This window comes from Glutamicibacter protophormiae, from assembly GCF_016894325.1.
GTDB classification, from domain to species: Bacteria; Actinomycetota; Actinomycetes; order Actinomycetales; family Micrococcaceae; genus Glutamicibacter; species Glutamicibacter protophormiae.
On record NZ_CP069806.1, the window covers coordinates 791,672 to 804,829 of the forward strand.

10 protein-coding genes are annotated in these 13,158 nt (G+C 65.4%); all 10 read left to right on the top strand.

Going from position 1 to position 13,158, the window contains the following annotated elements; translation table 11 throughout:
* Positions 1 to 111: 111 nt before the first annotated feature.
* Positions 112 to 2,244 (top strand): choline BCCT transporter BetT, encoded by a 2,133-nt coding sequence (gene betT / locus JQN66_RS03830; protein WP_204676699.1) that lies wholly within the window; start codon positions 112 to 114, stop codon positions 2,242 to 2,244.
* Between the two features lie 133 nt (positions 2,245 to 2,377).
* A complete protein-coding gene (locus JQN66_RS03835) occupies positions 2,378 to 3,583 on the top strand; it encodes an amidohydrolase (protein ID WP_204676700.1) in 1,206 nt (401 codons plus the stop codon).
* Between the two features lie 280 nt (positions 3,584 to 3,863).
* On the top strand, positions 3,864 to 4,952 hold the full coding sequence (locus JQN66_RS03840; RefSeq protein WP_204676701.1) for a BMP family lipoprotein: 1,089 nt from the start codon (positions 3,864 to 3,866) through the stop codon (positions 4,950 to 4,952).
* Positions 4,953 to 5,070: 118 nt separating this feature from the next.
* On the top strand, positions 5,071 to 6,684 hold the full coding sequence (locus JQN66_RS03845) for an ABC transporter ATP-binding protein (RefSeq protein ID WP_204676702.1): 1,614 nt from the start codon (positions 5,071 to 5,073) through the stop codon (positions 6,682 to 6,684).
* Positions 6,681 to 7,889 (top strand): ABC transporter permease, encoded by a 1,209-nt coding sequence (locus JQN66_RS03850; RefSeq protein ID WP_204676703.1) that lies wholly within the window; start codon positions 6,681 to 6,683, stop codon positions 7,887 to 7,889. The genes JQN66_RS03845 and JQN66_RS03850 overlap by 4 nt, the downstream gene beginning before the upstream one ends.
* Positions 7,886 to 9,160, top strand: a complete 1,275-nt coding sequence (locus JQN66_RS03855; protein ID WP_204676704.1) for an ABC transporter permease — start codon at positions 7,886 to 7,888, stop codon at positions 9,158 to 9,160. The genes JQN66_RS03850 and JQN66_RS03855 overlap by 4 nt, the downstream gene beginning before the upstream one ends.
* 9 nt (positions 9,161 to 9,169) lie before the next feature.
* Complete coding sequence (locus tag JQN66_RS03860) at positions 9,170 to 9,580, top strand: cytidine deaminase (protein WP_188947434.1); 411 nt, start codon at positions 9,170 to 9,172, stop codon at positions 9,578 to 9,580.
* Between the two features lie 27 nt (positions 9,581 to 9,607).
* Positions 9,608 to 10,921: a thymidine phosphorylase gene (locus JQN66_RS03865; RefSeq protein ID WP_204676705.1), complete on the top strand. Its 1,314-nt coding sequence runs from the start codon at positions 9,608 to 9,610 to the stop codon at positions 10,919 to 10,921.
* Between the two features lie 208 nt (positions 10,922 to 11,129).
* Positions 11,130 to 11,819 (top strand): DedA family protein, encoded by a 690-nt coding sequence (locus JQN66_RS03870; protein ID WP_204676706.1) that lies wholly within the window; start codon positions 11,130 to 11,132, stop codon positions 11,817 to 11,819.
* Between the two features lie 91 nt (positions 11,820 to 11,910).
* On the top strand, positions 11,911 to 13,113 hold the full coding sequence (locus JQN66_RS03875) for an adenosine deaminase (RefSeq protein WP_204676707.1): 1,203 nt from the start codon (positions 11,911 to 11,913) through the stop codon (positions 13,111 to 13,113).
* Positions 13,114 to 13,158: the final 45 nt, after the last annotated feature.

The window sequence follows — 13,158 nt, forward strand, 5'->3', positions numbered from 1 at the left end:
CCGCAACCCGGACGTGACCACACCGAAGGCAATTGGCGAAGACCGCTCTGGCCTGTGCTTTTACTGTGCGCGACCCGGGCGGATCCTTGGCTGGTTGGTATGTTGGAAGTCATGACTACGGCCAACAATGAGTCCGATTCATCCGATGCCGACACGGCGCAAAACCCCGGAACGCCACGTACCCGGATCAACAAAGTGGTATTTTTCGGCTCGGCATCACTGGTGCTGGGCATTGCTCTTTGGGCCATCATCGACCGCGATTCAGCGGATCTGGCCATCTCCACCGCCGTCGACTGGATCGGCAGAAACTTCGGCTGGTACTACACCCTGATCATCGTCTCGGTGCTGCTGTTCGTGATCGCGGTAGCGGCCTCGAAGGTCGGCAAGACGCGGCTGGGCCCGGACCATGCGCGTCCATCCTTCAACATGTTCACCTGGGCGGCGATGCTTTTCGCCGCCGGCATCGGCATCGACCTGATGTTCTTTTCCGTCTCCGAACCGATCAGCCAGTACCTGGCCCCGCCGGCCGGGGACGGCTCGACCGTGGAGGCCGCACGCCAGGCCATGGTCTGGACGCTCTTCCACTACGGCCTGCTTGGCTGGGGGCTGTACGCGCTGATCGGCATGGCCCTGGGCTACTTCTCCTACCGCCGCAACCTGCCGCTGTCCATCCGCTCGGCCTTGTACCCGCTGCTGGGCAAGCGCACGTCGGGGTGGATGGGGCACACCGTGGACATCGCGGCCATGCTCGGCACCATCTTTGGCATTGCCACCTCGCTGGGCATCGGCGTGGCCCAGCTGAACTACGGCCTGCACTTCATGTTCGGTATCCCGGAAAACCGCAGCTGGCAGATCATCTTGATCGTCATCGCCGTGGTGATGGCCACGATCTCGGTGCTCACCGGAGTCGAAAAGGGCATCCGCCGGCTCTCCGAGCTCAACGTGCTGCTCTGCATCGGCCTGATGCTCTTCATCCTGGTCACCGGGGGCACGGCCTACCTGATGGACGGCATCATCACCAACGTGGGCGACAGCATCGCCCGGTTCCCGTCCATGGCCTTGGACACCTTCGCCTATGACCGGCCTGAAGCCTGGCTGAACGGGTGGACGCTGTTCTTCTGGGCCTGGTGGATCGCCTGGGCGCCGTTCGTCGGCCTGTTCCTGGCCCGCATTTCCCGCGGCCGGACCATCCGCCAGTTCGTCACCGGCGTGCTGGTGGTTCCCTTCGCATTCATCCTGCTGTGGATCTCCATCTTCGGCAACAGCGCACTGCAGCTGGTCCGTTCGGGCAACGAGGCGTTCGGCGAGATCGCCATGAACACCCCGGAACGTGCCTTCTACAGCCTGTTGGAACAGTTCCCGGCCGCGCCGTTCACCGCCGCGGTCGCCACCTTCACCGGCCTGCTCTTCTACGTGACCAGCGCCGACTCGGGTGCCCTGGTCATGGCCAACTTCACTTCCCACCTCAAGGACCCGCAGGCCGACGGCTCCAAGCCGGTGCGCCTGTTCTGGTCGCTTGCTACCGGCCTGCTGACCATGGGCATGCTTTTCGTGGACGGCGTGCCCACGCTGCAGGGCGCCACCGTGATCATGGGGCTGCCGTTCTCGTTCGTGCTGCTGCTGATCATGCTGGGCCTGTTCAAGTCCCTGCGCATGGAATCCGCGCTGGCCAGCAGCTACCAGAACACCATGCACGAGGCGCTGGCCAGCCGTCTGGGCTCGGTGAGCGACCGGCGCAACTGGAAACAGCGGCTAGCCCGTTCGATGACCTATCCGGGACTGAAAGCCACGCGGCGCTACCTGGACGAGGTGGCGCGGACCGCGCTGGAGGAAGTGGCCGAAGAATTCCGCAGCCGCGGAGCGGACGTGGAGGTCACCACGGAGTCCGTGCCGAACCTGCAGCTTCCTTCGCTGGACCTGCTGGTGGCCACGGGAGCCGAGCGGCCGTTCAAATACCAGGTCTACCCGGTGCAGCTGCCGGTGCCCCGGTATGCGCGCTCGGCCCCTGCCAACGACGTCTACTACCGCATCGAGGTCTTCTCCCAGGAAGGCAGCCACGGGTACGACCTGATGGGCCTGACCAAGGAACAGGTCATCGGCGACATCCTTGACCAGTACGAGGCGCACCTAGGCTACCTCGATGGGCAGCTGCAGGCCGACGCGCCCAGCCAGGTCAATGCCGAAGCCGTGATGACTACCCGCTGGGAATCGGACTTCGAATCCAGCCCGCGAGAAGATGCCTAGAGTGACAGCGCGGCGGCTGGCGGATGGTGCCGCCCGCCGCTGCGCCGTGTCCCTTGTTTCGCGGTTGACGGCCACATTACGGATAAACTGTCTTCCTTAGGCTCAAGACGCGTAGTCTCGAAAGGTGTCTTCAGTGAGTGAATTAGGAAATCTAGGGTCGGTCAAGGACTGGACCGAGTCCTTAACGCCCGAGTTGATCGAGTTCCGCCGCGAACTGCATCGCAACCCCGAACTTTCCTTCGCTGAATTCCAAACCACCGAACGCATCCTGGAAGCGCTGCGCGCCGCCGGGCTGAACCCGGTGAAGATGGAACGCACCGGAGCCTACGTGGACGTCGGAGAGGGGCCCATCCGCCTCGCACTGCGCGCTGACATCGACGCGCTGCCCGTGCTCGAGGAAACCGAACTGGACTACGCTTCCACCATCGAGGGCATCGCCCATGCCTGCGGGCACGATATCCATACCACCGTGATGCTGGGAACCGCGATCGCGCTGGGCCGCATCCAGCAGGCCGGACTCCTGGCGGGCCGGATCCGCGTCATTTTCCAACCCGCCGAGGAAAAGCTTCCCGGGGGAGCTGTCTCGGTCATCGAGCAGGGGATCCTCGATGAAGTTCCGCGCATCCTTGCCCTGCACTGCGAGCCGCGCATCGATGCCGGCAAGATCGGCACGCGCATCGGCGCGATCACCTCTGCCAGCGACACCATCCGCATCGAGGTCAACGGCCGCGGAGGGCACACCTCGCGACCGCACCTGACCGAAGACATCGTCTTCGCCATGAGCCAGATCGCCACGCAGGTCCCCGCGGTGCTCGGCCGCAAGGTCGATGTGCGCTCGGCCGTATCGGTCGTCTGGGGACAGATCCACGCCGGAAGCGCCCCCAACGCCATTCCAGCCACCGGCTACCTGGCCGGGACCATGCGCTGCCTTGACGGCGACGTCTGGTACGAAGCCGGGCAGCTGCTTGATGCCGCGGTGCGGCAAATCGCCGCCCCGTACGGCGTGGAAATCAAGCTGCAGCACACCCGCGGCGTGCCTCCGGTGGTCAACGCCCCGGCCGAAACCGCGCTGATCGAATCCGCGGCCCGCCAGGAGTTCGGGACGGACTCCATCGAGCTGACCCCGCAGTCCATGGGCGGGGAGGATTTCGCCTGGATGACCCAGAAGGTCTCCGGTGCCATGCTGCGCCTGGGCACCCGCACCCCGGGCGGAAAGATCTTCGACCTGCACCGCGGAGATTACGTGCCTGATGAGAGGTGCATTGGGGTGGGCGTGCGGATCATGTGCGCGGCCGCGTTGCAGGCAATCGACGAGGCGAATGGCATCCGCGCTAATTAACCGCGCAATTCGCCAATAATTTTTTCGAGTCCACTAGTCACGCCGTGAATTGGCCAACTGACTTGGGTGTTGACGTTAAGCGCTTGCCGTTTGACGGTGCGGAATTCGGCAAATTGCAATGTTTGCCGTCTTTACCAGTTACATATCTCCGATAGGCTATGGAGACGATGGGAACGTTCGCTCCTCAGGGCGCGTGCGGTGGGCATCGGCAACGGCGCCCTGCGTGGGAAGAAAGGCCTCACGGCTCCCGGTTATCTCGCATAACTTTTTGGAGGATTAGATGCGCATCGTATCGCGCAAGACCGGCATGGCCGCGGCCATGATCGGCATTTCTGCTTTGGCATTGACCGCCTGTGGCGCGGCCCCGGAAGAGGCGGCCCCCAAGGCTGGAAACCCAGACTACACCGGTTGCATCGTCTCGGACTCCGGCGGATTCGACGACCAGTCCTTCAACGAGTCCTCCTACCGCGGCCTGAAGAATGCCGAGAAGGACCTCGGCATCCAGATGCGCGATGCGGAGTCGAAGTCCAACGCCGACTTCGCCACCAACCTGCAGGGCATGATGAACAACGGCTGCGATCTGACCGTGACCATCGGCTTCCTGCTCGGCGATGCCACCAAGAAGGCCGCCGCTGAGAACCCTGACAAGCACTTCGCGATCGTCGACTTCCAGTACGACGAGCCGATCAAGAACATCAAGCCGATGATCTACGACACGGCCCAGGCCGCCTACCTGGCAGGCTACGCCGCCGCCGCTTCCTCGGAGACCGGCACCGTCGCCACCTTCGGCGGCATCAAGATCCCAACCGTCACCATCTTCATGGACGGCTTCGCCGACGGCGTGGCCAAGTTCAACGAGGACAAGGGCAAGGACGTCAAGCTGCTGGGCTGGAACAAGGAAAAGCAGGACGGCACCTTCACCGGCGACTTCGAAAAGCAGGACAAGGGCAAGCAGGTCACCAGCAACTTCATCGACAGCGGCGCTGACGTGATCATGCCGGTGGCCGGGCCGGTGGGCAAGGGCGCAGGCGCCGCAGTCATGGACGCCAACAAGGGCGGCAAGGACGCCAAGCTGGTATGGGTTGACTCCGACGGCTACCTAACCGCTCCTGACTACAAGGACGTCATGCTGACCTCCGTGATCAAGACCATGGACAAGGCCGTTGAGGACCTGGTCACCGCCGACTCCAAGGGCGAGTTCGACTCGACTCCATACGTCGGAACCCTGGAAAACACGGGCGTGGCCTTGGCACCGTTCCACGATTTCGACTCGAAGGTCTCCGACGAGACCAAGTCCGAGATCGAGGCGCTGAAGGCGCAGATCATCTCCGGCGACCTGAAGGTCGAATCCCCATCGAGCCCCAAGTAAGGGTCTCGAACCAATAACGTCACAGAGCGCGTCACCGCTCGCCGCAGCAGCGGTGAACGGAGACGCGCTCTAAGACTGCCCACTGCAACACACACCGAACAATGAAGATGGTGGAATCGTGAAACTCGAACTACGGGGAATCTCGAAAGCCTTCGGTTCTTTCTACGCCAACAAGGACATCGACCTGGTCGTCGATGATGCCGAAATCCACTGTCTGCTCGGTGAGAACGGCGCGGGAAAGTCGACACTGATGAACGTCCTCTACGGGCTGTACCAGCCGACCGAGGGACAGATCCTGCTGGATGGAAAACCAGTGGCATTCAATGGCCCCGGCGACGCCATGGCCGCCGGCATCGGCATGGTGCACCAGCACTTCATGCTTATCCCGGTTTTCACCGTGGCAGAGAACATCGCCCTGGGCGCCGAGGCGACCAAGGGCCCGGGCGTGCTGGACCTGCAGGTCACCCGCAAGAAGATCCGTGAGATCTCCGACCGCTACGGCTTCGACGTGGATCCGGACGCATTGGTCGAGGACCTGCCGGTCGGCGTGCAGCAGCGCGTGGAGATCATCAAGGCGCTGGTCCGCGAGGCCAAGGTGCTGATCCTCGACGAGCCCACCGCGGTGCTCACCCCGCAGGAAACCGACGAGCTGCTGGAAATCATGCGCCAGCTCAAGGCCAATGGCACCTCGATCGTGTTCATCTCGCACAAGCTGCGCGAGGTGCGCGCGGTCTCCGACGTCATCACCGTGATCCGCCGCGGCCGGGTCATCGACTCGGTCGGCGCCGAAACCAGCACCACCGAACTGGCCAACCTCATGGTTGGCCGCGCGGTGGAACTGAACCTCAACAAGGAACCTGCCACCCCGGGAGCCGCCCGCTTCCAGGTGCGCGGCCTGAGCGTGGTCAACGACCTGGGCGCCACCAGCCTGGACTCCGTGAGCTTCGACATCCACGAGGGCGAGATCCTCGCCGTCGCGGGGGTGCAGGGCAACGGCCAGACCGAGCTGACCGAGGCGATCCTGGGCACCCAGCCGGTGGCCGCCGGATCGATCTCGCTGGACGGCATCGAACTGGTCGGCAAGTCAGTCAAGCAGGTGCTGCGCGCCGGGGTCGGCTTCGTCCCCGAAGACCGCTCGGTCCACGGCCTGGTCTCGGAGTTCACCATCGAGGAGAACCTGATCCTGGACCTCTACGACCGCCCGCCGTTCGCCCGGGGCATCTCGATGAACCTGGACGTCATGCGCAAGAACGCGGCCGCGCAGATCTCGGACTTCGACGTGCGCACCGACAACCAGCTGAATCCGGCTTCCAGCCTCTCCGGAGGCAACCAGCAGAAGGTCGTCATGGCCCGAGAACTGTCCCGCGACCTGAAGCTGTTCATCGCCTCCCAGCCCACGCGCGGCGTGGACGTGGGCTCCATCGAGTTCCTGCACCGGCGCATCGTCGCCGAACGCGACAAGGGGACCCCGGTGATGATCGTGTCCACCGAGCTGGACGAGGTCATGGAGCTGGCCGACCGCATCGCCGTGCTCTACAAGGGCCGGGTCAACGGCATCGTGCCGGGCAACACCTCCCGCGAGGTGCTGGGCCTGATGATGGCCGGCGTCAGCGCCGAGGAGGCCTTCGCCCAGGCCGACTTCGCCACCTCCGCCAACGAGCCGGTGGAAGCCCAGCCGGTACCGCTGGAGTCCACCGAACACACCGACACCCAGGAAGGAGAAGCACAGTGAGCGAGACCAAGGCACCTGTGGTTCCCGACCCCAAGAAACCGGGCAACGACCTGTTCAAGTCCATCACGCAGGGACCCGGCCTGGTCTCGGTGCTGGGCGTCATCGTGGCGCTGGTGATCGGCGGCCTGCTGATTGCCGTCACCGATGAGAAGGTCGGGGAAACGGCAGCCTACCTGTTCGCCCGGCCCTCGGACTTCTTCTCCGCACTGTGGAGCGCAGGCACCGAAAGCTATGTGGCGCTGTTCAACGGCTCCATCTACAACTCCTCGCAGGGCTTCGCCCCGCTGCTGGAAACCCTGACGGTCTCCACCCCGCTGATCTGCGCGGGCCTGGGCGTGGCCCTGGCCTTCCGCGCCGGCATGTTCAACATCGGCGCCCAGGGCCAGCTGATCATCGGCGCCACCATGGCCGCCTACGTCGGCTTCGCCTGGCACCTGCCGGTGGTGGTGCACCTGCTGCTGGTGATCGTCTTCGGCCTGCTCGGCGGCGCCCTGTGGGGCGGGCTGGTCGGCCTGCTCAAGGCCCGCACCGGCGCCCACGAAGTGATCCTGACGATCATGTTCAACTACGTGGCGCTGTACCTGCTGGACTTCCTGATGAACACCGAGGCGTTCCGCCGCCCGGGCGAGACCAACCCGATCTCCCCGATCCTGGACGCCAACGCGGTCTTCCCGGCCCTGCCGGGCTCCCGGCTGCACCTGGGCTTCCTGATGGCCGTCGTGCTGACCATGGGCGTGGCCTGGCTGCTGAACCGCTCCACCATCGGCTTCGAGTTCCGCGCCGTGGGGCACAACCCGCATGCGGCGCAGACCGCGGGCGTGAACGTGGCCCGCTCCACGATCCTGGCCATGGCCTTCGCCGGCGCGCTGGCCGGCGCGGCCGGTGTAGCGCAGGTGGCGGGCACCGAGAAGGTGCTCACCGCCGGCGTGGCCGGTTCCCTGGGCTTCGACGCGATCACCGTGGCGTTGCTGGGGCGCTCCACCCCGTGGGGCACCTTCTTCGCCGGCCTGCTCTTCGGCGCCTTCCGCGCCGGGGCGGTCAACATGCAGATCACCACGGGCACCCCGATCGACATCGTGCTGGTCGTCCAGTCGCTGATCGTGCTGTTCATCGCGGCTCCGCCGCTGGTCAAGGCGATCTTCGGACTGAACCGCAAGAAGAAGCGCGCGAGCGCTACCGAATCGACCAAGGCAGGTGCCAAGTGACCACCACGGTTCCCTCGAAGTCAGCGATCTCGGTGCTTCCGAGCAAGAAGACCCCGATCATCTTCAGCGTGCTGGCAGTGATCGTGCTGGTCAGCTTCGGCCTGCTGGGCAACTCGCAGACCGCCAGCTTCTCGCTTTCCTCTGCCGGCGACGCGTTCTCCCTGCCCGACCTGGTGTTCCCGGGCCGCGCCTCGAACATCGTCATCGGCGTGCTGCTGGCGGCCCTGGCCGCCTACTCCTGGATGCTGCGTTCCAAGGGCCGGGTGCTTCCGGTCTGGAGCGTTGCGGTGGGCGCGGTGCTGTTCGTGCTCGCGTTCCTGATCTGGGTCGTCTCCGGCGCCAACATCAACTCCATCTCGCTGGCCAGCCTGCTGGCCGGCGGCGTGGTGCTGGCAGTGCCGCTGGTCTTCGGCTCCCTGTCCGGCGTGCTGTCCGAACGCTCCGGCGTGGTCAACATCGCCATCGAGGGCCAGCTGCTGGGCGGCGCGTTCACCGCGGCCATCGTGGCCTCGGTGACGCAGAACGCCTTCGCGGGCCTGATCGCCGCCGGCCTGGCCGGCGCGGTGGTTTCCCTGGTGCTGGCGCTGTTCTCCATCAAGTACCTGGTCAACCAGATCATCGTCGGCGTGGTGCTGAACGTGCTGGTCTCGGGCATCACCGGCTTCCTGTTCACCACCGTGATGCAGGAAGACCCTCAGCTGTACAACTCGCCGGTGCACCTGCCGACCATCGCGATCCCGGGGCTCTCCGCCATTCCGGTGATCGGCCCGATCCTGTTCAAGCAGTCGGTCATCGGCTACCTGATGTACCTGGCCGTGTTCCTTGTCTGGTTCGGCCTGTACAAGACCCGCTGGGGCCTGCGCGTGCGCGCCGTGGGCGAGCACCCGAAGGCCGCCGACACCCTGGGCATCAAGGTCAACCGCACCCGCTTCTGGAACGTGACCCTGGGCGGCATCGTCGCCGGCATCGGCGGCTCGTTCTTCACCCTGGTCGCCATCGACTCCTTCACCAAGGAAATCTCCGGCGGCCGCGGCTTCATCGCGCTGGCCGCGGTGATCTTCGGACGCTGGAACCCGATCGGAGCGTTCGCCGCGGCGCTGCTCTTCGGCTTCGCGGACAACCTGCAGGTGATGCTCACGATCATCGGCACCCCGGTGCCGAGCCAGTTCATGGCCATGATGCCGTACCTGGTGACGATCTTCGCCGTGGCAGGACTGGTGGGGCGCTCGCGCGGCCCGGCCGCCGTCGGCGATCCCTATGTGAAGGAATGACCCGTTCCCATGACTAACACCACCGCGCCGTGGTCGCAGCTTGAAGCTGCGGCCGCGGCCGCGTTGTCCAAGGCCTACGCACCCTACTCGAACTTCCGGGTCGGCGCCGCGGCGCTGACCGGCGACGGGCGGCTGGTCTCCGGCTGCAACATCGAAAACGCCGCCTACGGGGTGACCCTGTGCGCCGAATGCTCCATGCTCGGCGAACTGTTCGCCACCGGCGGCGGCACGCTGGACTACTTCGTGTGCTTCGGGCAGCTCAAGGACGGCGAGCTGGAACTGATCACCCCGTGCGGCCGTTGCCGCCAGCTGCTCTTCGAGCACCGCGGGCCCGACCTGCGGATCAAGACGGCGTCCGGGATCGTGGGCATGGACCAGCTGCTTCCGGACGCCTTCGGACCGCACAACATCATCGACTGACCAGAGAACAGAACGGGAGGCCCCTCCATGGCTGCCGAACAATTCAGCGCCGTCGAAGTCATCCGCACCAAGCGTGACGGCGGCGAGCTGAGCAACGAAATGATCGACTGGACCATCGACGCGTACACCCGCGGCGTGATCGCCGAGGAGCAGATGGCCGCGCTGAACATGGCCATCTACTTCCAGGGCATGCACCGCGCGGAGATCTCCCGCTGGACCAACGCCATGATCAATACCGGCGAACGCATGGACTTCTCCGCCCTGGCAGACCCGTCCGGGCGCAGCCTGCCCACCACCGACAAGCATTCCACCGGCGGCGTGGGGGACAAGATCACCTTGCCGCTGGCACCGCTGGTGGCCAGCTTCGGGGTAGCTGTCCCGCAGCTCTCGGGCCGCGGCCTGGGCCACACCGGCGGCACCCTGGACAAGCTCGAAGCGATCCCGGGCTGGCGCGCGGAGCTGTCCAACGAGGAGCTTTTCGCCCAGCTTTCCACCGTCGGCGCGGTCATCTGCGCCGCCGGCGCCGGATTGGCCCCGGCGGACAAGAAGCTCTACGCGCTGCGCGACGTCACCGCAACCGTTGAAGCGATCCCGCTGATCGCCTCCTCGATCATGAGCAAGAAGATCGCCGAGGGCACCGGCGCCCTGGTGCTGGACGTCAAGGTGGGTTCCGGGGCGTTCATGAAAACCGAGGCGATGGCCCGCGAGCTGGCCGAAACCATGGTGAACCTGGGCGCCGATGCCGGGGTGAACACCGTGGCGCTGCTGACCAACATGGACACCCCGCTGGGGTTGACCGCTGGCAACGCCATCGAGGTTCAGGAATCCGTCGAGGTGCTCGCCGGCGGCGGCCCGGAGGACGTGGTCGAGCTGACCGTGGCCCTGGCCACCGAAATGCTGGCCGGGGCGGGCATCAGCGGCGTGGATGTGCGGGCGGCGCTGAACGACGGCCGCGCCATGGACAAATGGCGCGCCATGATTTCAGCGCAGGGCGGCGACCCGGATGCGAAGCTGCCGGTGGCCCGCGAATCGCACACCGTGCTGGCTCCGGCCGAAGGCGTGCTGCTGAAGCTGGACGCCATGGACATCGGCTTGGCCGCGTGGACCCTGGGCGCCGGGCGTGCCCGCAAGGAAGACGCTGTGCAGGCCGGCGCCGGCGTGCGCCTGCACGTCAAGCCCGGTGCGCTGGTGCGCCGCGGGGAACCGATCGCCACGCTGCTGACCGATACCCCGGAGAAGATGGAACGCGCCATCGAACTGGTGCAGCGCGCCATCCTGATCGGCTCGGACTCCGACCGCCCTGACATGCGCCTGATCCTGGACCGCATCTGCGCGAACTAGCCCGGCGTTTAACCCGGAAGGGCTCCCGGACGCGGGAACTCGCGCAAGCCGCCGGGCGTTAAAAACTTCACCTCATCCCCCGGAGGGAGAACCGCGCGGTGCGAAACACGACCTTGGTAGGGTGCGAAGCGGTGCGATTCTGGTGGAGAATGGATTAAGAGCGCGGATTTCAGCCGCCGCGTGCTGCAAGGAAGCGATATACCCGCCGATGGAATTGGTCAACGAAGCGATCATGCATGCGGCCACCGCATGGTGGATTCTGCCGCTGCTGTTCGCCTTCTGCCTCATTGACGGGGTGTTCCCCGTCGTCCCCTCCGAGACCTTCCTGGTGTCGCTGGCCGCCGTGGGCATCAGCACCGGAAGCCCCAACCTGCTGCTGATCTTCGTGATCGGGGTGTCCGGGGCGATCATCGGGGACCAGATCACCTTCCGCATCGGCCGGGGCATCGGCTACCGGCAGTACGGGTGGATGCGCAAGGGCAGGGTCAAGAAGATCCTGGACTTCGCGACCCGCAAGCTGGAAACCTCCGGCGCGCTGCTGATCTTCACCGCCCGCTACATTCCGCTGGGGCGCGTTGCGGTGAACATGACCGCCGGGGCCACCGGATTCTCCTACCACCGGTTCACCTTCTTCGATGTCATCGGCTGCATCACCTGGGGCGCCTACTCCGTGGGCATCGGCGCGCTGGCCGGAAACTGGCTCTCGGAGTACAAGCTGCTGGGCATCGCGGTCTCCGTGGTCATCGCCGTGGTGCTCGGCTACATCATCGACCGGATCGTCAGCAGGGTGCTGGAACGGGTCCACCGCCGCAAGCTGCGCCAGTTGGCGCAGAAGCGCGGGGGGACGCTGGGATCAGCGATCCACACCGCGCCTCCGGGCGAGCAGCAGGAGATTTAACCTCCCGGGCCGGCGCCCGTCAACAAGATGTGTCCAGAACTTCAGCCGTGGTGGCTATCAGTCAGCCGGAAATGCGACTAGGCTCAAGGGTGTGACTGAAGAAATGATTCAAGCTGCCTACGATCCCGAGTTCGACTTCCGGGATCTGCCAAAAGTTTCTCTGCACGACCACCTCGACGGTGGTCTGCGCCCGTCGACAATTATCGAGCTCGCCGCTGAAGTTGGCCACGAACTGCCCGAGACCGATGCCGAAGCTTTGGGCAATTGGTTCCGTGAATCGGCCGACTCCGGGTCGCTGCCGCGCTACCTGGAAACATTCGAGCACACCCTTGCCGTGATGCAGAGCCGCGAGGCCCTGATCCGCGTGGCCCGCGAGTTCGTTGAAGACCTGGCCGAGGACGGCGTGATCTACGGCGAAGTCCGCTACGCCCCGGAACAGCACCTGCGCCAGGGCCTGAGCCTGGACGACGTCGTCGACGCCGTGCAGGAAGGCCTGGACCAGGCCTGCGAAGAACTGAACAGCGAAGGCCACCCGATGCAGGTCGGCCAGTTGCTGATCGCGATGCGCCATGCGGACAACGGCGTGGAAATCGCCAAGCTGGCGCTGCGCCACCGCGGCCACGGCGTGGTCGGCTTCGACATCGCCGGCGCTGAGGACGGTTTCCCGCCTTCGCGCATGAAGGAAGCCTTCGACCTGCTGGCCGAGAACCTGTTCCCGACCACCGTGCACGCCGGCGAAGCCGCCGGGCTGGACTCCATCAAGGACGCCATCCTGGTGGGCCGCGCCCAGCGCCTGGGCCACGGCGTGCGTGTGGCCGAGGACATCGAGATCGAGTTCGGCGGCGTGGACGAGGACGGCGAGGAACTCGGCGAGGATACCGGCCTGGTCTCGCTGGGCCCGGTGGCCAACTGGGTTCGCGAACGCGGGATCCCGCTGGAAATCTGCCCTTCATCCAACCTGCAGACCGGGGCCACCGCCGAATTCGGCGAGGGCATCGAATCGCACCCGATCGACCTGCTGGTGCAGACCGGGTTCAACGTCACGATCTCCCCGGACAACCGGCTGATGTCCGGCACCACCCTGTCGGACGAGTTCGAGCTGCTGGTCGAGGCCTTCGACTACGACCTCGAAGACCTGCTGGACCTGACGCTGAACGCGGCCGAGGCGGCCTTCGTGCCGCTGGAGATGCGCGAACTGCTCGTCGAGTACATCAACGACTTCTACGACCACCTGCTGGACGGCGACGACGAGGATGACGAAGACTTCGAGGACGAGGACTACGAGGAGAACTAACCTCGACCGTCCTTGAGCACGACACCACAAAGGCAGCCTGCCCGG

Bases quoted from the DNA above. Each gene is read 5' to 3' on its own strand.
- JQN66_RS03840 (WP_204676701.1), top strand. From the start codon at position 3,864: ATGCGCATCGTATCGCGCAAGACCGGCATGGCCGCGGCCATGATCGGC.
- JQN66_RS03865 (WP_204676705.1), top strand. From the start codon at position 9,608: ATGGCTGCCGAACAATTCAGCGCCGTCGAAGTCATCCGCACCAAGCGT.
- JQN66_RS03860 (WP_188947434.1), top strand. From the start codon at position 9,170: ATGACTAACACCACCGCGCCGTGGTCGCAGCTTGAAGCTGCGGCCGCG.
- betT (WP_204676699.1), top strand. From the start codon at position 112: ATGACTACGGCCAACAATGAGTCCGATTCATCCGATGCCGACACGGCG.
- JQN66_RS03870 (WP_204676706.1), top strand. From the start codon at position 11,130: ATGGAATTGGTCAACGAAGCGATCATGCATGCGGCCACCGCATGGTGG.